Annotated in this window: 23 protein-coding genes; 20 read left to right on the top strand and 3 right to left on the bottom strand. The window is 42.3% G+C overall.

Translation table 11 applies throughout. From position 1 onward, the window contains the following. Positions 1 to 56: 56 nt before the first annotated feature. Positions 57 to 689, top strand: a complete 633-nt coding sequence (locus DN752_RS02870) for a carbonic anhydrase family protein (protein ID WP_112782586.1) — start codon at positions 57 to 59, stop codon at positions 687 to 689. 969 nt (positions 690 to 1,658) lie between these two features. On the opposite strand, the gene DN752_RS02865 is transcribed toward DN752_RS02870, so the two are convergent. Continuing rightward, positions 1,659 to 2,012: a single-stranded DNA-binding protein gene (locus tag DN752_RS02865; protein WP_112782585.1), complete on the bottom strand. Its 354-nt coding sequence runs from the start codon at positions 2,010 to 2,012 to the stop codon at positions 1,659 to 1,661. Between the two features lie 211 nt (positions 2,013 to 2,223). On the opposite strand from DN752_RS02865, the gene DN752_RS02860 reads away from it, so the two are divergent. The 13 genes from DN752_RS02860 (at position 2,224) to DN752_RS02805 (ending at position 13,812) form a co-directional block, all read left to right on the top strand. After that, a complete protein-coding gene (locus DN752_RS02860) occupies positions 2,224 to 2,595 on the top strand; it encodes a hypothetical protein (protein ID WP_112782584.1) in 372 nt (123 codons plus the stop codon). Positions 2,596 to 3,025: 430 nt separating this feature from the next. Further along, a complete protein-coding gene (locus tag DN752_RS02855) occupies positions 3,026 to 3,655 on the top strand; it encodes a cation transporter (RefSeq protein WP_112782583.1) in 630 nt (209 codons plus the stop codon). An 88-nt stretch (positions 3,656 to 3,743) separates the two neighbouring features. Then, the gene (locus DN752_RS02850) at positions 3,744 to 4,826 is read left to right on the top strand and encodes a tyrosine-type recombinase/integrase (RefSeq protein WP_112782582.1); all 1,083 of its coding nucleotides are present in this window, start codon (positions 3,744 to 3,746) and stop codon (positions 4,824 to 4,826) included. Between the two features lie 118 nt (positions 4,827 to 4,944). Continuing rightward, positions 4,945 to 6,201 (top strand): DMP19 family protein, encoded by a 1,257-nt coding sequence (locus DN752_RS02845; RefSeq protein WP_112782581.1) that lies wholly within the window; start codon positions 4,945 to 4,947, stop codon positions 6,199 to 6,201. A 476-nt stretch (positions 6,202 to 6,677) separates the two neighbouring features. Next, the gene (locus DN752_RS02840) at positions 6,678 to 7,712 is read left to right on the top strand and encodes a DUF2268 domain-containing putative Zn-dependent protease (RefSeq protein WP_211324122.1); all 1,035 of its coding nucleotides are present in this window, start codon (positions 6,678 to 6,680) and stop codon (positions 7,710 to 7,712) included. Positions 7,713 to 8,421: 709 nt separating this feature from the next. Beyond that, positions 8,422 to 8,580 (top strand): hypothetical protein, encoded by a 159-nt coding sequence (locus DN752_RS24715; RefSeq protein ID WP_211324121.1) that lies wholly within the window; start codon positions 8,422 to 8,424, stop codon positions 8,578 to 8,580. A gap of 6 nt (positions 8,581 to 8,586) precedes the next feature. After that, positions 8,587 to 9,642 (top strand): group II intron reverse transcriptase/maturase, encoded by a 1,056-nt coding sequence (gene ltrA / locus DN752_RS02835; protein WP_211324216.1) that lies wholly within the window; start codon positions 8,587 to 8,589, stop codon positions 9,640 to 9,642. 122 nt (positions 9,643 to 9,764) lie between these two features. After that, entirely contained in the window at positions 9,765 to 10,283 is a 519-nt protein-coding gene (locus DN752_RS02830; protein WP_112782580.1) for a hypothetical protein, read from the top strand. Between the two features lie 157 nt (positions 10,284 to 10,440). Further along, entirely contained in the window at positions 10,441 to 10,986 is a 546-nt protein-coding gene (locus tag DN752_RS02825) for a hypothetical protein (protein WP_112782579.1), read from the top strand. Positions 10,987 to 11,248: 262 nt separating this feature from the next. Then, positions 11,249 to 11,458 carry a hypothetical protein gene (locus tag DN752_RS02820; RefSeq protein ID WP_112782578.1) on the top strand — a complete coding sequence of 70 codons (210 nt, stop codon included), beginning with the start codon at positions 11,249 to 11,251 and terminating at the stop codon, positions 11,456 to 11,458. Between the two features lie 186 nt (positions 11,459 to 11,644). Next, on the top strand, positions 11,645 to 11,854 hold the full coding sequence (locus tag DN752_RS02815; protein WP_112782578.1) for a hypothetical protein: 210 nt from the start codon (positions 11,645 to 11,647) through the stop codon (positions 11,852 to 11,854). A gap of 580 nt (positions 11,855 to 12,434) precedes the next feature. Then, positions 12,435 to 12,653 carry a hypothetical protein gene (locus DN752_RS02810; RefSeq protein ID WP_112782577.1) on the top strand — a complete coding sequence of 73 codons (219 nt, stop codon included), beginning with the start codon at positions 12,435 to 12,437 and terminating at the stop codon, positions 12,651 to 12,653. Positions 12,654 to 12,786: 133 nt separating this feature from the next. Then, positions 12,787 to 13,812, top strand: a complete 1,026-nt coding sequence (locus DN752_RS02805) for a hypothetical protein (RefSeq protein ID WP_112782576.1) — start codon at positions 12,787 to 12,789, stop codon at positions 13,810 to 13,812. 84 nt (positions 13,813 to 13,896) lie between these two features. Here the strand turns inward: DN752_RS02805 and DN752_RS24840 are convergent, their stop codons facing one another. Then, complete coding sequence (locus DN752_RS24840) at positions 13,897 to 14,139, bottom strand: hypothetical protein (RefSeq protein ID WP_245949437.1); 243 nt, start codon at positions 14,137 to 14,139, stop codon at positions 13,897 to 13,899. Next, a complete protein-coding gene (ltrA, locus tag DN752_RS02800) occupies positions 14,136 to 15,209 on the bottom strand; it encodes a group II intron reverse transcriptase/maturase (protein WP_245949436.1) in 1,074 nt (357 codons plus the stop codon). The genes DN752_RS24840 and ltrA (DN752_RS02800) overlap by 4 nt, the downstream gene beginning before the upstream one ends. Before the next feature lie 706 nt (positions 15,210 to 15,915). Between ltrA (DN752_RS02800) and DN752_RS02795 the strand changes: the two genes are divergently transcribed. From DN752_RS02795 to istB, 6 genes are all read left to right on the top strand, one after another. Continuing rightward, positions 15,916 to 16,512 (top strand): hypothetical protein, encoded by a 597-nt coding sequence (locus DN752_RS02795; protein ID WP_112782575.1) that lies wholly within the window; start codon positions 15,916 to 15,918, stop codon positions 16,510 to 16,512. A 231-nt stretch (positions 16,513 to 16,743) separates the two neighbouring features. After that, positions 16,744 to 17,076, top strand: a complete 333-nt coding sequence (locus DN752_RS02790) for a type II toxin-antitoxin system RelE/ParE family toxin (protein ID WP_112782574.1) — start codon at positions 16,744 to 16,746, stop codon at positions 17,074 to 17,076. A gap of 10 nt (positions 17,077 to 17,086) precedes the next feature. Further along, positions 17,087 to 17,419, top strand: coding sequence for a helix-turn-helix domain-containing protein (locus DN752_RS02785; RefSeq protein ID WP_008615527.1), 333 nt, complete (start codon positions 17,087 to 17,089; stop codon positions 17,417 to 17,419). Positions 17,420 to 17,513: 94 nt separating this feature from the next. After that, positions 17,514 to 18,512: a TolB-like translocation protein gene (locus DN752_RS02780; protein ID WP_112782573.1), complete on the top strand. Its 999-nt coding sequence runs from the start codon at positions 17,514 to 17,516 to the stop codon at positions 18,510 to 18,512. Positions 18,513 to 18,947: 435 nt separating this feature from the next. Next, positions 18,948 to 20,504, top strand: coding sequence for an IS21 family transposase (gene istA / locus DN752_RS02770; protein WP_245949435.1), 1,557 nt, complete (start codon positions 18,948 to 18,950; stop codon positions 20,502 to 20,504). Between the two features lie 18 nt (positions 20,505 to 20,522). Continuing rightward, complete coding sequence (gene istB, locus DN752_RS02765; protein ID WP_112782570.1) at positions 20,523 to 21,245, top strand: IS21-like element helper ATPase IstB; 723 nt, start codon at positions 20,523 to 20,525, stop codon at positions 21,243 to 21,245. The last annotated feature ends 74 nt before the right edge of the window (positions 21,246 to 21,319 follow it).

Below are 21,319 nucleotides of genomic sequence, written 5' to 3'. Positions count from 1 at the left end.
AGAGGGGAGCATACGGATAAGAGTAAATGAATAATTAACTAAACTAACCAAACAACATGAAAGCACATACTGCGGAAACCCAGGCATCAGTAACTCCCAAAAAAGCACTGGAGTTTTTGAAAGAAGGGAACCAACGATTTGTAAGTAACCTTAAATTAAACAGACATCTGCTTAATCAAGTAAACGATACCCGCGATGGACAGTGGCCTTTTGCGATCGTACTGAGCTGTATTGACAGTAGGACTTCTGCAGAATTGATATTTGATCAGGGGTTGGGAGATATCTTCAGTGTGAGGATCGCTGGCAATGTGGCCAACGAAGACATTCTGGGCAGCATGGAATATGCCTGCAAAGTGGCAGGATCCAAGCTGGTCGTAGTTCTTGGCCATAGCAAATGCGGGGCAGTGACCGGTGCATGCTCGGAAGTGAAGATGGGAAATCTAACGGGGCTTTTGGAAAAAGTGAACCCTTCTATCAAAAAGGTGAGCGATAAATCCGATAAGGAGCATACTGATCCTGCTTTTGTAGAGGAAGTGTCCAAGCAAAATGTCGTCGATACCATGGATGTGATTTTGGACAAAAGTGATGTCCTGAAGGAGCTTTTTGAAGAGGGCAAAATTGGTCTGGCAGGAGCTTACTATGATGTGGAAACTGGAGAAGTGAGCATCACCAAAGAGATGTTTAAGTAAGGAACAGGTTGATTTATAATTTGATTATATGATTATCCGCAATGATACCAGTAATCACAGGAAAATGAAATAGGTGCTCACAGAAAACACGGAAATCTCAGAAAAGCCTTATTTCATTCTGGGAGTTCTGTGTGTTCCATGAGAAATAAAACCTACTGGCAATAAAGCGTATAATCAAATCTGATTATACGCTTTATTGCCAAAACGGCAACTTGACTGATCACTTTAGGCAAATAATCGATCATAGATGACGATTATCAGGCCACGGTCGTGGAAACTTAGCGTTTGATATAAGTTGTTTCTATTACTGACACGATTACGTATACCTATAATTTAACCCGGAATATGCAATAGCCTATCTGTTGCGACCTTAAACTGCTTCAAAATCAGCCGTTTCACTTTAGTTTTCGGCATAACCGTAGCGGTGCTACGCTAATGCCTCCAAACTAACTGATTTTCTTGCAATTTCAGCTCTCACTACGATTCCTAATGCATAATCCGGGTTTAAGAGAGGCCGTTTCTTAGGAAATGGCCTCTCTTTTTATGGAGGCAAGCAGAAAAGCAATAGCTAGCATCCTTGTGACGAGGCTTTATTGATGCTGTGTTTTGCCACAAAGCCTCAACGTCACAAAGGACTGGCCGTTTGTGTTTTACCCCAGTTTATGCACACCTGCTGCCACAAATACATGAACTGTGCTGTTCTGGATTTGAAATCCCCCTAGGCCAATTGTGTCCTATGTATCTAATGTGGTTAAGATAATCACGTTGTAAATAATAACTCCAATAGGTGGTATTGAGTTAGAAAACTCAATGCTAGTGGTTCCGCAGCACAGCTGTCGTAACAACGGCAACGGGTGCATAAACCGGGTTTAATCCTATTGTGGCCTATGTATCTAATGTGGTTAAGGTCATCACGTTGTAAATAATAACTCCAATAGGTGGTGTGAAAACAGCCTTAACAGTGCTTGGTCAGGAATTTGAAACACCGCTTTTTTCGCCCAGGAGAACTACATCCTTGACCTGTACTTCGGTGATGTATTTCTTTTCCCCTTTCGAATCGGTATAGGTTCTATTGATCAGTTTGCCTTCTATGGCTATTTCGGTGCCCTTGTCAGTGTATTTATGGATGATTTCGGCGACTTTTCCCCATGCGACCAGTTGGTGCCAAGTGGTGTCCTCCACACGTTCACCTTTGGCATTTTTATAGGTTTCGTTGGTGGCCAGGCTGAGGCGGGCCATGGCGTTGTTGTTGTCCAGGACTTTATAGTCTGCCTTGGCGCCCAATCTTCCGATCAACTGTACTTTGTTTCGAAGTGTATTCATGATGTATGTTGTTTTAGTGAAATATTAAATGATTAGTAATGTTTTAGTATATGGCAAAGTTGATAAGATGGGAGGGAAATAGTCGGGTGATAATCGTTTGCTGCCGTTTGTAGTCGTTTGTAAACGGATACAGTCGGGTATATACGGTTGATAAAGCGGATGAAAATGTGTATATTCCTTTCATTTTTGATTTTATTAATTGGAGTACGTCATGTTTTTAGAAGAGAAGAAATGCTTGAATTGCCAAAAGCCCATCCAAGGGAGGTCGGACAAAAAGTTCTGTGATGATTTTTGCCGCAGCCATTATAACAACCACCTCAAGTCCGGAAGGTACCAAACGGTCCGAAAGATCAACAATGCCCTGAAGAAGAACCGAAAAATCCTTGAGTTGGCACTGTCAGATGTGAAGGAGACCATGCGCATCTCTAGGGAGCAACTGCTCCTCAAAGGCTTTCAGTTTAAATACCACACCCATCGGTACATCAATAAAAAGGGAGATGTCTATATCTATTGCTATGATTATGGCTATCTCCAACTAGACAGCGACTGGTTTTTGATCGTAAAGGTCCGTGAGCATGTCTGAAGCCGGATTGCAAGATATTGAGAAAGAAACCTTAAGTAGCTAACTTATTAGAAAGCCATATTTGGAATATAGGAGGGCACAATAGGGGAAATTCCGTGATCAATTTACCCTGTACTTTTAGATGGGATATTAACCCCAAGTGGAGGAATGAAGCGAGAGCCTTATGAACGGGTTTTATTTTAAATAAAATCGATTTTAGTCATTATGGCTGAAGGCCTTGGGGAATGTGTCCAAAAACATTCTCCCATGCAGGCTGAAAGGATAGTTATACACCTCCCTATAGCCATACCAAATTCCGCGAAATAAATTCCTTCTGAAGTTAGATGGAAATAGGCATTAGTCTATGGTTTGCGACCTGAAAAGGAAAAAGGGGGTTGAAATGACAAGGGAATTTAGATATCTTGGCAGCAGGTGAACAGGATCAGATGAAATGGTAGGAGACAAGAAACTGTATAATGTAGCTTTTGGCCTCGCTGTTTTTACGATTGTGTATAATTTGGCGGAAGGATTATTGGCGACCTATTTGGGATTTGAAGGTGAAAGCCTGGCGCTTTTTGGTTTTGGGACAGACAGTTTTATTGAGGTGATTTCTGGTTTGGGGATTGGTCATATGGTGACCAGGATCCAGCGCCATCCAGGGAGCAAAAGAGATGAATTCGAACGGACAGCCTTAAGGATTACGGGGTTTGCATTTTACATTTTGGTTGCCGGTCTGGTTATATCGAGCTTTTATAACATTTGGACTGGCCATCAGCCGATCACCACTTTTTGGGGCGTGGTCATTTCTGGGGTGTCCATTTTGGTGATGTGGGCATTGGTGCTGTGGAAGCGAAGAGTAGGGAAGCAGCTCCAGTCCGATCCGATCCTAGCGGATGCCAACTGCACGCTGGTATGTGTCTATATGTCGGTGATCCTACTGGTCAGCAGTGGGCTATACGAATGGCTAGGGATCCCTTATGTGGATAGTATCGGTACCTTGGGGCTGGCTTATTTTGCCTTTAATGAAGGCCGAGAATGTTTCCAAAAGGCCAATAGTGATCGGTATTGTGGTTGTGACTGACAGGGTGGTTTATCCGTTGTTATCCGTTTACATTCGGAAGTAAACGGTTAACGACCGTTTGGATGATTTTTTTTGACTTTATTTTCATATGGATCCTATTATCTATCATCCACACCCAAAAGCAGGAAGAATAAAGTTTTTTATTCCCTATCCCATGAAGGCCGTAAGAGAGGCTGTCAAGGACAAGGAGGACAGTTTTTATCATCCCGTGCAGAAATTATGGAGTATTCGGAACACTGCCGAGAACCTCAGTTGGCTCAAGGGGCTTTTGGGCAATGACGTGAAGGTATGCGAAAAGAACACCAAACCGGCTTTTCCCCATCGTGAGCTATCCTCATCTTCGCTTGATATCTTGGCTATATATGAAGAAAAACTACTGCTTAAGGCATATAGTGGCCATACTATACGCACGTATGTAAGTGAATTCAGGCAGTTTCTGATGTTTCATGAGGGAAAAGACCTGAACACACTTGATAAAGCATCGATAGAGTCCTATATGGCAGGTCTGATCCAGCACTACGGAATATCTGGCACCAAGCAGAACCAAACAATCAACGCAATAAAATGCTATTATGAGCATGTATTGGGGCTTCCAAGGGAATATTACGATCTACAGCGGCCCAAAAAAGCGAAGCGGCTTCCAAATGTATTGAGTCAAGAAGAAGTGAAAAGACTCATCAGTTTTCCGAAGAACCTAAAACACAAAGCCATGCTTCATACAGTGTACGGTGGGGGATTAAGGGCAGGAGAGTTGATTAAGCTTAGAGTAAGGGACATCCGGTCAGATGAGGGGTATATCTTTATCAAAGGAGCCAAAGGAAAGAAAGATCGGCGGACCATTCTGTCACAAAAGTTACTTATACTACTCCGATCGTACTATAAGGAGTACAAACCATCCTACTGGCTATTTGAAGGGCAAGAAGGGGGACAGTACGCTGTGAAGAGTCTTCAGATGGTCTTTCGACGGGCAGCAGAAGGAGCGCAGGTGGATCCGTGGGCCACCCTGCATACGCTTCGCCATAGTTTTGCCACCCACTGTTTGGAGCAAGGGATCAATATGCGGCAGGTTCAGGTAATGCTGGGACACGAAAGTGCCAAGACCACCCAAATATACACTCATGTAATAGGGATTTCGGCCAAAACGATCAAAAGTCCGCTTGATAATTTATAAAAACGATTATCTTAGTGCAGACTTAATGGATATAGAGGCAATAGGGTTGCTTCTATATAAGTGTTAGCTGTAATGGAAAAACGAGAAATTGAGAAATCTTCTTTTAATAATATTGACAATGAACATTTTTAACCTTTTCGGGCAAAATCAACCGAAAGAAGACCCCTATTGGGAATTTGATCAATCGAAACATTTTCGTCCAAAATTAAACACAGGGGAATTTTTCAAATTGACAGGATTTGACTTTGGATGGTTCGTTCTCGAACCAATCTCTGAATATATCCAAGATAGAAAAGGTGAATTAAAAAAGGGAAACACATTATCCTATGCACAGAAAGCACTTTATTACTGGTGGTATGTAGATGCCCAAGTTACCAATGGTGGTTTTACACAATTCTATTATAATGACTATGGAAAGTATGTGCCTACAATCATAAAAGGACTGAAACACATTGGTGATGATAAAATGGCTGAACTTGTAAATCGGTCTTATGAACTTTACTTAAAAGAGAACAAAAAAATAAAAGATGCCAGGAAAGGCGGATTAGAGGAGTTTAGCAACCTGTATAAAGAAATAAAGGATTTTGACGAACTAGACGATAAATACTATAATCTCAATGATCAAACAATGAAAAACATTGAGAATTATATCCGCAGCAATCCGAATGAAATTTGTCTTGACGAAAATGGAAACGAATTTAACTTAAGCTTTTCTGGTGAACTTAAGACTTACCACACAAACAAAAGCGTAAAAGAAATAATCCCACTGGAGAACGGAACCATATCTGGCATCTTTAGAAGCTACTTTGAAAATGGACAGCTAAAAGACGAAATTCACTATCTAAATGGAGAACAAACAGGTATAAAAACTGAGTATTTTGAAAATGGGAACAATAAATTTTCAATAACAATCTCTCAAAATCCAAAAGGTAAGCTGCATTCCCATTACTACGAAAATGGAAATCTAAAATCTACAGAAATTTATATCACAAAAGATGAGAGAGATGGAAAATGGATAAGATATTATGCAAATGGTCAAATGCAAAGTGAGACTGAATTCATTAACAAAGAATTTTTTGTACAAAACTGTTGGAAAGAAGATGGAACTCAAATTCTTAAAGACGGAACAGGTTTATATATAAATGAGAACACATATTGGGAAGGATATACTCAAAGAAACGAACAAGAGTATTTGGAATATAAAAGACACGGAAAGCAATACACATATAACAATAATAAACTGTCTTTGTACCAAGAGATGAAAGAAGGAAAGGAACATGGAATAACAAAATCATATGATGAAGATGGAAATTTAAAATATGAAGTTATTTATGAAAATGGAGTTGAAAAATCGCGAAAAGAATATAAAAAATAAGAAACACTACAGCTAACAATGTGTATAGTGCATAGCACCCTGCGGGATGCTACGACACCATACACGGAACGTTATAGCGCATTGGGGTGAGCTTTTAGCGTCACTTAGCGATGGTTTTGGCGGCTCATTGAAGGGTTTTGAAAAAGGAGATTGAAGGGGGAGGGAAGAAGAGGGGCTTCGAACCCCGTTTTGTGGATTTGAGGGGATCGATTGAAGGAAGCCGAAAGGAGGGGAGATTGGAAAAAAGAAGGTCACCCTGACAGTTGTGGTCTGTGCAAAAACCTTGGCTGGATCAAGTGTCCAAAAGGGAAAGCTGATAACGGAAACAAAACAAACGCACTATAACAAGGTGTAGAAGCAATAGCTTTTTTTTGGTTCAGGCAGGAACCGTAAGTCGCTGCTCAAAGGTAGTTGCTTACGGGATATTGATGGAATAAAGGCTGCTACTGCTTCTACACAGGGCGTTAGCAACAATTATGAAGAAAATTCTGCAAATACTAATAATCGGAATTTTTTTAATGCATTTTTCTTGTAAAGAGAACAAAAAACAGAATAGTCCGAAAATTGGTGAATCCGATTATATTGAGAAAATCAAAAATTTATCGGACAGCATAAGTATTCAAGGGATAACAATCAAAAACCTATTTAAAAGCCAGGTTTTGGCTCACCAAGGAGTTGAATACGACAGTACAATGATTGTCGAAAAGGTTTATCGACCTCACCAAGCACTTTGGGACAACTGTTACGGAATGATTTTCGGAGAAGAAAACAGCGATAAATTTAAAACGACAAAAGGGATGATTGAATGGAATAGAACGCTCTATCCAGAAAACAAAGCCTTTTTTGACCAAAGAGCAGAAACGCTTGTGAATATGAAACTTGACTCTGTTTTAGAGAACAACCTCACTAAATTCAATCTATTAGTGCCACATAAGGTAGAATCGACAATCAGTATCTTATTTACACCAATAACTGGAATATTATTTGGTGGTTGTGACAACGACCAATTTTGTATTGAGCTAAATTATAAAGAACAGGATATTGAATACACAATAGAAAAAGGAATTCCTCACGAATTAAATCATCTCGCTTATGAACCTTTCCGAAAAAATGACCCAAAAAAGAATTCGGCATTAAGACAAACTATCGATGAGGGATTTGCTTGCTATTTTACGTGGGTATTTTTCGATGGACAAATTTCAAAACAAGAAGCTGTAGAAAATATGAGCGAAAGCGACTGGAATTGGTATTTAGAACACGAAAGGCAGTTATTCAATGAATTAAAGCAGTACTTCGATGATGAAAGTGGTGATAACCGATTGTTAAGGAATGATAAACAGCAATTGTTTAAAAATGCACCAAAAAGTCTTAACTATTGGTTAGGATTCCGAATAATAGAAAAATACGTGGAGAAAAACGGAGCAGATAGTTGGAAAGATATTTACGAATTAAATGTTGAAAACGTACTTGAACAAAGTGGATATGAACTATTTATAAACGAACTAAAATAACTGTTGCTAACATTGGCTACACGTAATGCGGGTTGAATAGCTAACCTAAAGTTTGTAGCATTTATTCCGCTCGCAGTTTGTATATTTATTGCAAGAAAATAATAAACATAAAAACGGCTCGCTACCGTTGGTGCAAATTTGAAAGCTTTCGTTTTTCTAACCCCGCACTACGTATAGCCTTGACCGTGTGTGACTTGAACAACAATAATTTGATTGTTGGTGCTTTAAAACAGATGAGAGTAGGCCTCTCGGTGACGGCGTTTAGGGGCGGTCACCAAACCACCTTATGCTGCGACGTCTGGAAACGGTGTTGTGGTGAGCGATAAGGAAAAACGGGAACAAAGATTCCTGTAGGTGTGCATATGTGAGTCGAACGAAAGTGAACCAATGATGAAGCCTCGTCAGGCAAGATATGATGTCAAAAATAGGTAATTACGGTTGTACCTATGATCAAGCGTACCGGAGACCTAATTACTGGGTACGCGGCATCCGGGGTTAAGTTGGCGGGACGCATATGCAGGCTGTTTTAAGGAACAAGTGAAATCCATGCCGCCGGGCCAAATCGAGAGAGGAAACCCGCACCCGTGGTTGGGTGAGGCATGGGTGGCAGACCCGGTCGTAGTAGTGATGAAGTACCTGTAATGGGTATGGAGCGAAGGGCCGGGCATGTTTGGTTTCAGACCGGTTTACAACCAATGATATAATTGGGATGACAGACTATTATGAGACAAAATCGCAACCGATTACCAAAGTGATGGTATGGGAGGCGTACAAAGCGGTAAAAGCCAATAAAGGCGGTTCGGGCATAGATGAGATGGGCTGGGCGGAACTCGACAGGGATCGATCTTCCCACCTGTACAGACTATGAAACCGGCTGACCTCCGGCAGCTATTTTCCCCTGCCGGTAAGAAGGGTGGAAATCGACAAAAAAGACGGGGGTACCCGGAAACTCGGTATTCCCACCCTGCTCGACCGTATCGCCCAACAAGTGGTACGTCACCATCTTGAGAAACAGCTGGAGCCGTTGTTCCATGAAAGCTCCTTTGGGTACAGGCCGGGCAGAAGCGCACATCAAGCAGTAAGACAGTCACAGCGGAATTGTTTCGGCCATGACTTTGTGGTCGACCTCGACATCAAGGGGTTCTTTGACAACATAGACCATGAGCTGATGATGAAAGCACTGGGGCATTACTGCAAGGACAAGTGGGTGGCCCTGTATGTGTCACGATGGTTGGAAGCAGGGATCATGGCGGAAGGAAAATTTATCCGGACAAAGGCAGGTACACCGCAGGGCGGGGTCATCAGCCCACTTCTGGCAAATCTCTTTCTGCATGTGACCTTTGACCGGTGGATGGCAAAACATCATCCGGAAAAGCCTTTTGAAAGGTACGCAGATGATATAGTGGTGCATTGCAAAACGGAGAGGCAAGCGCAATATATGCTCAGGGAAATTACCAAGCGTATGGAGGCCTGTCATTTACAGCTGCATCCGGTGAAGACAAAGATTGTCAACCTGCGGGGATGGTCAGAGACCAAATATCCCCGCAAATATGACTTTCTGGGCTTTACCATCAAACCATCCATGAAAACCATTAAAGGCCGGGGCATGCTATTGCCGGGGACATTTGTAAGCATCAAATCCAGAACATCGATACTGGGTAAATTTAGGAACATGGGCATCCACAAGTGGCGAAGACCGCTGGAGGAGGTAGCCCAAAGACTGAATCCCATTATCAGGGGGATGATCAACTACTATCACAAGCTGAGAGGTGAAACCATGCGCTACGTGTGGAACCAACTCAACCAGAGGCTGCTCAAATGGGTGAAATGGGAAAAAGAACTGTACAAGATGGCAGCTGTAAAATGGCTGAAGCAAAAATACAGAACCAATCCCGGCTTATTCGAGCACTGGAAATTGGCTCGACCTTAGGTACATTTAGTACCGAGCGATTTATAAACATGAAGAGCCGTGTGAGGTGAGAGTCTCATGCACGGTTCTGTGGGAACGTGGGGGTGAGATTCCCCTGCGTGACCCGATTGTGCCACATTAAAATGAAAGACAGCTATACCATAGAAAGGGAGTGTTCTAATTGCGGAAGCAAAGAGCAAATTAGCGTATCAAGAAGAGAAGCGGCTTTCGAACTTGTGGATATCAATGAAGTCGTTGGAAAGAACTGTAAGAAATGTTCAGCCACAAAATTTATTATCTATTACCAAACTCCTGACTTGGACTTTGAATTGTTAAAAGAATGGGCGACAAATCCTGAATTGTATTTAATGGGACAAGACGAAGAACTTCTGTTGGCTGACGAGAAGTACTTAGATAATATCTTGAACATTCTCGACAACGTTGCGCTACTCGACCACAAAAGAAATTTACTGATGGACGCTCTTTGCGTAATAGTTTACGACAACACCATTGATGACAATAAACAAAAGGACGAAAACCTTAAAGAACGAGTGATTAAAGAATTGAATAAGCGGATTTACCAATTAAAACAAGCTGACGATTGGATAATGGACTACATAAAAGAAGTCGTTTATCCTCAATTAGAATTGAAAGAAAAATAAAAAAACGTGGCACAACAACGCATATAGCTTATAGCGGGTGAACGGCTGCCAGCAAGGTTTTCGCTTAGTAGCTAGCTTTGGTTTTGATGGACAGGAAAGTGCTTCGAAACCGCCACAAGCCATATGCAAAACGTTGTGTGCAAGCTGAAAAAACGAAGTGAAAACTATTAACCAAATAATCAAAGAACTAATTCCACCTGCCGACTATCAGCACCGAAATGGATTTAGTAATGAGCATTTAGTTCTGAACTTAACTGACCAAGACAAACGAGAAGTTGAGAAAAGACTCATTGAAATGCTTGAAACAAAAGATGACGAGTTAATAGGCGAAACTCTCGCAATTTTGAAATCAACAGATTCTCTGACGAGTTTGAATAAAAGACTGAATTCAGCTAAGAGTGCAACCTCGAAGATTATTTGGGCAAGCTATATCAATGAAGTTAAAGGTGGAGATACTGAAATGAAAGACTTGGCGCTTAAAGAATTTGACAATGTAAAAGACAAGTATTCTCGGATAACTATATTTCATTATTTGTCACAATTTCAGGATAGTAGAATAAAGGAAAAAATACGGAGTTACATTGACCATTCTGACTACTTGACTGCTTACAACGCAAGAACGGCTTTGGGAATTGACACTCAAGAAATTGTAACTAGAGAAAGAAACAAAGACAAAAATTGGTGGGAATTTTGGAAAAAATAAAAGCCAGCACACAACAATACCTATACGCAATGCGGGCTGAGGTAATAACCGAAAGGTCGGTGATTCTATTCCGCCAAAGCTCCGCTTTGACGTTTTTGTTGAATAAATTTAAAACACAAAACGCAGCTTTGGCTACCGTTTGTGCCAGATTGAAAGTTTCGACTTTTCAATCCCGCACTGCGCATAGCCGGGTCGTCATAGCGCATTGGGGTGAGCATTTTAGCGTCACTTAGCGATGGTTTTGGCGGCTCATTGAAGGGTTTTGAAAAAGGAGATTGAAGGAGGAGGGAAGAAGAGGGGCTTCGAATCCCGTTTTGTCGATTTGAGGGGATCGATTGAAGGAAGCCGAAAGGAGGGGGAGATTGGGAAAAAGAAGGTCACCCTGACAGTTGTGGTCTGTGCAAAAAACCTTGGCTGGATCAAGTGTCCAAAAGGGGAAACTGATAACGGAAACAAAACAAACGCACTATAACAAGGTGTAGAAACAATAGCTTTTTTTTGGTTCAGGCAGGAACCGTAAGTCGCTGCTCAAAGGTAGTTGCTTTCGGGGTTTTGATGGAAGAAGGGCTGCTACTGCTTCTACACAGGGCGTTATAGCGCATTGGGGTGAGCATTTTAGCGTCACTTAGCGATGGTTTTGGCGGCTCATTGAAGGGTTTTGAAAAAGGAGATTGAAGGAGGAGGGAAGAAGAGGGGCTTCGAATCCCGTTTTGTCGATTTGAGGGGATCGATTGAAGGAAGCCGAAAGGAGGGGGAGATTGGAAAAAAGAAGGTCACCCTGACAGTTGTGGTCTGTGCAAAAAACCTTGGCTGGATCAAGTGTCCAAAAGGGGAAACTGATAACGGAAACAAAACAAACGCATTATAACAAGGTGTAGAAACAATAGCTTTTTTTTGGTTCAGGCAGGAACCGTAAGTCGCTGCTCAAAGGTAGTTGCTTTCGGGGTTTTGATGGAAGAAGGGCTGCTACTGCTTCTACACAGGGCGTTATAAGCGCATTGGGGTGAGCATTTTAGCATCACTTAGCGATGGTTTTGGCGGCTCATTGAAGGGGTTTGAAAAAGGAGATTGAAGGGGGAGGGAAGAAGAGGGCTTCGGCTCCCGTTTTGTCGATTAGAGGGGATCGATTGAAGGAAGCCGAAAGGAGGGGGAGATTGGAAAAAAGAAGGTCACCCTGACAGTTGTGGTCTGTGCAAAAACCTTGGCTGTATCAAGGTTCCAAAAGGGAAAACTGATAATGGAAACAAAACAAACGCACTATAACAAGGTGTAGAAGCAATAGCATTTTTTGGTTCAGTCAGGAACCGTAAGTCGCTGCTCAAAGGTAGTTGCTTTCGGGAGATTGATGGAATAAAGGCTGCTACTGCTTCTACACAGGGCGTTATAGCGCATTGGGGTGAGCATTTTAGCATCACTTAGCGATGTTTTTGGCGGCTCATTGAAGGGTTTTGAAAAAGGAGATTGAAGGAGGAGGGAAGAAGAGGGGCTTCGGCTCCCGTTTTGTCGATTTGAGGGGAGCGATTGAAGGAAGCCGAAAGGAGGGGGAGATTGGGAAAAAGAAGGTCACCCTGACAGTTGAGGTCTGTGGAAAAACCTTGGCTGGATCAAGTGTCCAAAAAGGAAAACTGATAACGGAAACAAAACAAACGCACTATAACAAGGTGTAGAAACAATAGCTTTTTTTGGTTCAGGCAGGAAGCGTAAGTCGCTGCTCAAAGGTAGTTGCTTTCGGGATATTGATGGAATAAAGGCTGCTACTGCTTCTACACAGGGCGTTGTAAGGCATAAAAAAAAAACGATATGAACGGAACAATACCAATAAATCGTAATCTTATCAATTTTGGAATTCCTCTTTTACTTTTAGGCATTCTAATTTTGCTAATGAAGTCTTCATTTCTAAATGGGAATGATACTTTGAATTTTGCAATAACGGCTGACCTACTTTTGACGGTTCCATTTGTTTACTTTCTGCTAATCCGAAAATCCAAAATACCTAATACCACAGTTATTCCAGTTATGATAATTGGACTTTTAGTCGGTTCATATTTTTTACCGCAAGAAAGTCAAACATATTTATCAATCTTCAAAACTTGGGCTTTACCAGTAATTGAAATCTCAATATTAACTTTTGTTATAATTAAAGTCCGTAGAACCGTTAAAACATACAAAGAACTGAAAAGTGCAACACCAGACTTTTATGATACCTTAAAAAAGGGTTGTAGCGAAATTCTTCCCAAAAAACTTGTATTACCATTTGCGACAGAAGTTGCCGTTTTCTACTATGGTTTCATAAATTGGAAAACAAGAGAAACGAATGATGATGAATTTACTTATCATAAAAAAAGCGGAACACCTGCTCTTTTTTATGCGTTCATTTTAATTATTGCCGTTGAAACAGTTGCACTTCATTTCTTACTTGCTCGTTGGAGTATAGTTGCTGCTTGGATTTTAACGGCATTAAGTGTTTACACTGCTATTCAAGTGTTCGGATTTGCAAAATCACTTTCCAAAAGACCTATTTCAATCAACAAAGACAGTTTAACTTTAAAATATGGCATTTTAAATGAAGTTGATATTCCCTTTTCAGACATTGACAAAGTTGAACTCTCAAGAAAGTCATTAGAAAAAGAAGAATTGACCAAAACACTTTCGCCACTTGGAGAACTTGAAAGTCATAATGTCATAATTCACTTGAAAAAGGAGAACGAATTAGTCGGACTTTATGGTATGAAAAAGAGATTTAATCTACTTGGACTACATATTGACGAACCAAAAGAATTTAATGAAAGAATGAAAAACGCCTTACAATCGAGTAGCCCGACCTGAGCCAAGTAGCTCAGGTTAAGGCTCTCACACCACCATACGTACGGGTCTTACCGATAGTCATCGGTACAGGCTGTATACGGCGGTTTACTGGATTGTAGGTTGCGATTTGAGATAGTAGGAAAGCATGGATTCGTATCCCTTTCTTCTCAGGCGTGACAAAGTGATAGTGGTAATCAGAATCGGGCTTTGAGCCACTGCCCATCCTCCTTTTCTGGTTCTACTCCATGCGTAGGCATGGTCTTGGTCTACCCCCAATCTGATCAGGTTTTTGCGTTTTCGCTCAAACCCGCCCTCTATACTGGCCCAAAGCTCCCGCTTTGTCCTCAATCATGCCAGATACAGTATCTAAGCCGGTTTCTCAGCCATTCATCCATGGCTTTTAGTTTTGCATTGATACTGGCAAGACGGTAATTGTTTACCCATCCCCGCCAGACCTCTGCCAGCTTTTTCAACCGTTCCTCAAAACTGTAAGGTCTGGTTTTCTTGGTGATCTGCTTGAGCTTACGTTTGAGGGATTCCCAACTGCTCTTCTTCACCACCAACTGGTATTTTCCTTTGGCCCCCTTCTGGTATGCTGGGACAAATGCATGTCCCAGCAGTTCGAAGTTGGAGGGTCTTCGGATACCGCTTTTCTCCCTGTTGATGGGCAACCTGAGCTTGTTCCTCAAAAAGAGGTAAATCTCGTTGCCCACTTTTCTGGCTTCCTTCTTTGACTTGGTGTAGATGCTGAAATCGTCAGCATAACGCACATATTTCAGGTTTCTCCTGTCCAGTTCCTTGTCCAGAACATCCAAAAGGATGTTGGAAAGAAGCGGGCTTATCGGAGAGCCCTGTGGCATGCCTTTTCGACGCCTGTGCAGTTTTCCATTGATCTGGATGGGTGCACGCAGCCACTTTCGGATAAGCCGCATGGTAGTCGGGCATTTTACCCGTTGGTAAATGAACTGTAGTAGGGTCGAGTGGTCAACCTCGTCAAAGAATCCCTTAAGATCGATGTCCACGATGTCCTGATAGCCATCATTGATGTTTTTCAGTGCTTGTGAAACCGCCTTGTGGATATTCTTTTCAGGGCGGAAGCCGTAGCTGTGTTCCTCAAACGTAAGTTCGTATTTGGTCATCAGCACTTGGCTTACCGCCTGTTGGAGCCATCTGTCTACCACTGTGGGAACTCCAAGCAATCTTGTCTTTCCGTTACTCTTGGGGATTTCCACCCCCTTGATAGGTTTCGGTACGTACGTGTGGTTCAGGATGGATGTGACAATACTGTCCCCGTTGCTTTCCAGATAGGAAATCAGTTCGGTGACCTTCATGCCGTCCACCCCTGCCGAACCCTTATTTCGCACTACCTGTCGGTAGGCTTTGTAGAGGTTCTTACGGTTGAGTACTTTTTCTATCATAATTTAATCTGTTAACCTCCCCTGCATTCCGGCCCCTTGCTAAAATGATCCTATGGGATCATTTCTTCACGCTCGGTCCTGCTTAAGATAGGGCTGCCCCAAATGTTGCTCCCTATCGAATTTGGACGTAATCCAATGTTCAGTCCTTCGCTGTTCTGTGAGTCCTTCAGGGGTATGGTTTTGGCAATCCCTGCTCGTTCCTCCAGCTACTATGACCTCGGCTGACTTCTCTTGGACGTTCCAGACGTCTAGAGACCTCCCTCGGTAAGGTGAATATCCTTGTGCCTAACCCTGCCACATCTACTGTTTTGGTACGGTCCCTTTTCAGGGCTTTGGACTTTGGCATGATGTGTTGCCTCATCCGACCTCATAGCCTCGGTATGTGGTTTCCCGTTTAGCCGGGACAGGCTCTGTTCGTCAGTTCAGACACCGCAGTCTGGCTTACTTCAGTGCATGGATTACTCCAAACCACCTTGCCACTTGCTTGGCTTCGGGTAACGACTCCCGCGCTTAAGGGACTTTCACCCGTTGGAACGGTCAACTTTTTGACCTATATTCACCATTCAAGGCACACACAATGGCTCAAAAGTAATGGCGGGTGAGTCGGTAATTGAAACCAGTAATAATAAAACAAGCTTTTGGTCTAAATTGAAAAGTTGGTGGTCTTAAATCCGCCACTACGTTTAGCCGAGACGTTGTACAACATATGAAAAACATACTATTAACAATATTATTCATTGGAATTGGAATTTCTTTAAATGCTCAAGAAACTTCGAATAAAAAAATGAATTTCGAAATGGACTTTATTTGGAGAGATATAAACGGTTGGTTTAAAAAAACTGAATCAATCGATTATAGCTCTGAATTAGTAAAAAGCCTTGAAACTAAAGAAGGTGTTTTTATGCATATCTCGAAAGATTATCAAATCGTCGCGGAAAATAAAGGAATTTATATGGAAGTTTATTTATTCAACTTCACAAATGATACAATCAAAATTCCGAGAATAGATGCAACTATCGGAAATTTAGAAACAAAAGTTGAAAAAGATAAAAAATGGGAAACACTTCATACGACTTTTGGTTCATCTTGTGGAAACAGTTACTGGACAATGGAATTAGCACCAAATCAATACATTTTATTTCATTCTAACACTATAAGTCATTCTGAAGGCGATTTGGAAGTTGAAATGAAAATACAACTCAAAACCAAAGACCTTACTATTGAATCTAATTTGATTAAAATAAAAACATATAAAGGACTTTATGAAAGATTAGGTATTCCGATAAAGGTAAGTTCTTTCTGAAAATAAAATACGTTGTACAACAATGTATAACCGCAATTACGGCGGATTCGACTACGTCCGAATCCACTCGGAATTGCTACCGTCGGTCTCTGCCGAAAGATTGTTTAACTTTAACCCGTAACTGACGGTTATACGAGACCGTTGTGCGCAATGCGGACAAAATCACCAAAAGTTTCCATATAATTCAACTTTTTTGTTATCTTTGTTAAAATAAAACGACAAAAGAACTGAATGAAACCAAAATTTGAAGTAATTTTTCTTGAACAAGCTATTGAATTTATGTCAAAATTAGATTTAAAAGCCAAAAAGAAAATCTACTATAATTTGGATAAAGCTAAACTCGAAAATGACCCAAAACTGTTTAAAAAACTGACAGATGATATTTGGGAATTTAGAACACTTTATCAAGGAATTCAATACAGACTCTTTGCGTTTTGGGACAAAACTGATAAAACCGAAACACTTGTGTTATCGACACACGGAATGATAAAAAAAGTAAGTAAAGTTCCAAAAGTAGAAATTGAGAAAGCATTGAAAATTAGAGCTGAATATTTTGATGAATAAACTTAAAATTATGGCAACGAAAAATAAAAAAATGAAAATGATGACACTTGACCAAATGAAGGACAAGGACATTGGAAAAGTTGGAACACCAGAACGTGACAAATACGAATTTGACTTGCGAATGGAAGTTCTTGGAGATATGATAAAGTCTGTCCGAAAAGAAAGAAAATTGACCCAGGAACAACTCGGAGAATTAATTGGAGTTCAAAAATCACAAATCTCTAAATTAGAAAGAAATACTAAAAACGTAACTATCGAAACGATTTTAAAAGTATTCAGAGCATTAAAAGCAAATGTTCGATTTAGTGTTGAAATGAACGAATCGGAATTTAAAGTAGCATAAAGCACTACTGGCAACAAGGTGTATAGTGCATAGCACCCCACGGGATGCTACGACGCCATACACAGACCGTTAGTAGGCATGCCAAACCGTGAACATGATTAATTCCATAGCTAAACTTGCTTTGACTCTTTTGATTGCTGGGTGTGTCTCAAGAACTGAAAATGAGGTAGAAACTTTGTCAGATCCATTTTTTGGACTTGCCCCATCTGACTCAGTTCAACTACTTGCTCCTGGAGTAATTTCATCGAGCCTCTATGAATACAATGGCACTTTTTCACCAGATGGTAAAGAATTCTATTATACTTTACTACTCCCCAACCGAGGACAAATTGTAAGCTTAAAACTAAAAGAAGACAACACATGGACAGAGCCAAGTTTTGTTGAGTTTTCAAGTAAATACTCTGAAGTCGATCCAATATTTTCACCAGATGGATCAAGACTCTACTTTACTTCAAATAGACCAACCTCTGACACATCTAATATTGAAAGAAACAATATATGGTTTGTAGAAAAAAATAGCGATCTATGGACTGAACCTCAGCTAGTTCCTCTAACCGAAACTGGTGATTATTATAGTTCTTTAACTAAAAAAGGAGATATCTATTTCAACACTTGGTCTAACGGAGACATTTATAAAGGTATCAAAACTGACTCAACCTACTTAGTTGAAAGGTTACCAGATGTTATAAACTTAAATGCAAGCGTCGGAGACCCCTTTATTTCTCCAGAAGAAGATTATTTGATTTTTAGAGGAACCAACTTAGAAAATACTGTTGGGAGCCTTGATCTATACATAAGCTTTAACATTGACAACCAGTGGACTCCCCCTATGAACTTAGGAGAACCAATAAACTCAAAAGCGAGAGAACAGTGTCCCTATGTGACAACAGATGGAAAATTATTCATATTCGCAAGTAACCGGCTGCTTAATGACTTTGAACCAAAACCTGCTGAGCCAATTGCTCCTTTCAGAACTAAGTCGGAATCATTTGATAACGGGAGTTGGAATATCTATTATACCTCAACATCATTTATTGAAAGACTGAGAAACAAGGCAATCGAGGAAAACAAAACGTCTACTAATAGTCGCTGATCGGGCATATGTATCAGTGCTTTCTACCAACTTTTCCTCGCAGGAGATTTTTACTTTCAGAACGCAGTGTCATATGGAACCGTTGTGAGCTTCTGCAGATTTTACTTCTTTAGTGCTATTCACTAGCTGCGGACATATGGCCGATAGCTCTGTGTTATAGCCAATTTGACAGAACTGGATATTCCGGAGCAAGTTGACCCCTTGGATCCAGGCAATAATTCAAGTACCGAAGTGGCTTTAGGTGCCGGAACCGCCTGCCATTCCGGCGGATGCTGACCCCCTGAAGAATAATATTGAGCTGATTCCGGAGCAAGCTGACCCCTTTGGATCCTGGATTCCGGAGCAAGTTGCCCCCTCTATGGAGTTGTTTTGGTTTTTTAGCGGACATTTTAAAAAACCGCTAAGTATAGTCCGATGGCAGGAAAACCAAAACCGATGAGTCAGATCAAACAGATGATTATTTTACGGCAGCAGGGCAACGGTATCAAAACCATTGCCCGTATGCTGGACATGAGCAAGAACACGGTAAAAAGCTATCTTTTCAAGCTTGACAAGCTGCTGGAAAACAACAGGAAGACAGGGCTTACAACCAAAAAGCTGCTGTCCATGGAAGACCCCGAAGTTGAGAAGCTGTTCCTTTCAGGGGATCCGTCCTATAAAGACCCCCGTTACGAGCACTTTATAGCCAACCTCCCTTATTATCAAAAAGAACTCAAGCGTAAAGGGGTGACCAAAACCCTTCTATGGGAGGAATACAGGGAATCTTACCCCGAAGGGTATGGCCGGAGCCAGTTTTGTTATCACCTTGGCCAGCAGGAGGTGGCCAGGGCAAAGCCTTCCATGGTGCTTGACCATAAACCGGCAGAGAAGCTGTATATAGACTTTGCGGGCAAGCCCATCTGCTACATAGACAGGGAGACCGGGGAGGAGATCAGGTGCCAACTGTTCGTGGCCTGCCTGCCCTATTCGGACTATGCCTTTGCCATGGCTGTGCCCTCCCAGACCATCCCCGACTTCCTGCACGTCCTGGGCTGTTGTATGGAGCAGCTGGGAGGGGTGCCACAGCTGCTCGTCCCTGACAACCTAAAAGCGGCCGTAAACAAGGCCGACAAATATGAGCCAGGTATCAACCGGGCCCTGGAGGACTTTGCCAACCATTACGGCACGGCCGTAGTGCCTGCCAGGGCAAGGAAACCGCAGGACAAGGCATTGGTGGAAAACCAGGTAAAGGTGCTCTATTCCCGGGTATATGCCAAGCTCAGGAACGTCCAATTCTTCGACATACACAGCCTGAACCGGGCCATTGCCGAAAAGGTGAAGGCCCATAACCAGACCCGTATGCAGCAAAAGCCTTACTGCAGGGAGGAAAGGTTCCTGGCCGATGAGAAGCACTTATTGGGAAAGCTTCCCGGGGAGCGCTTCGAGCTGAGGCATTATGCCGAACTGACGGTAGCCAAGAACAACCACGTCTACCTGTCCCGGGACAAGCACTATTACAGCGTGCCATATTCCCTGATAGGCCAGAAGGTAAAGGTGGTCTACACCCGCAGCATGCTCTATGTGTTCCATAAAGGGGAACGGGTGGCCATACACGGCAGGGGCTTCCAGCAAGGGCCTTATTCCACACTCAAAGAACACCTGTGTTCCCAACACCAACACTACAGGGACAGAAGTCCGGCGTATTACCGCGACAAAGCTGCCCAATACTCCAATACCTTCGCCAAATACATTGCCCTGATCTTTAAGCAGGACAGGTACCCTGAGCAACTCTACAGGACCTGTGACGGCTTACTTGCCCTGGCCAGGAAGGTGGATGAACAGCGGCTGGACAAGGCCTGCAATATCGCCATGGAGTACAATCAATACAGCTATGGCTTTATCAAGAACATGCTGGAAAACAATATGACAGAAGCCACAACGGAAGCCTCCGGCAAGGAACTTCCCAAACACGGCAACGTCAGGGGAAGAACATATTACAACGAACAACGATAACTTAAACTTTAAACAACTATGCCCAACCCGATCGAAACACAACTTATCAAACTCAGGCTCCATGGCATGCGCCAGACCTGGGCAACATTACAGGAGACCCGTAAAAACCAAAGCCTCTCCCTTACCGAAGGCCTTGAGCTTATGCTGCAGGCAGAAGAACAGGAACGGGACAACAGGAGATTCAAAAGACTGGAATCCAATGCGGGCTTCCGTTACAGGGCTTCCCTGGAAGAACTTTCCCTGGACAGGACCAGGGGCCTGGATGACATGCTCCTGACAACACTGGCGACCGGGGAATATATGGAACATGGTGATGCGGTACTTATCACGGGAGCCACCGGCTGCGGAAAAAGTTACCTGGCCTCGGCCCTCGGCCATCAGGCCTGTGTGCACGGCAAAAAGGTCGCCTACTTCAATACCCAGAAGCTTATGCTCAAAATCAAGATGGTAAGGTTGGACGGTACCGTGCTCAAGTTCTTCGATAAAATGGCCAGAACAGACCTGCTTATCCTGGATGACTTCGGGCTCACACACCTGGACAAACAACAACAAATGGACTTTATGGAACTTATCGAAGACAGACATGGTAAAAAATCCACTGTTATTGTAAGCCAGCTCCCTGTCTCAAGCTGGTATGATGTAATAGGTGAACCGACCATAGCGGACGCCATCCTTGACCGGTTGGTGCACGCCTCCTACAGAATCGTGTTAAAAGGGGAAAGTCTCAGAAAAAAAATGTAAAATTGTCAGTCTTCTGACTATACTACCAAAACAGCCTCTGCAGAGGGGTCAATATCACCGGAACAGGGGTCAAC

Origin of the sequence: Echinicola strongylocentroti, assembly GCF_003260975.1 — a bacterium.
GTDB lineage: Bacteria > Bacteroidota > Bacteroidia > Cytophagales > Cyclobacteriaceae > Echinicola > Echinicola strongylocentroti.
Note: the sequence above shows the minus strand (reverse complement) of the source record. Positions and strands in the feature narration are given on the sequence as shown.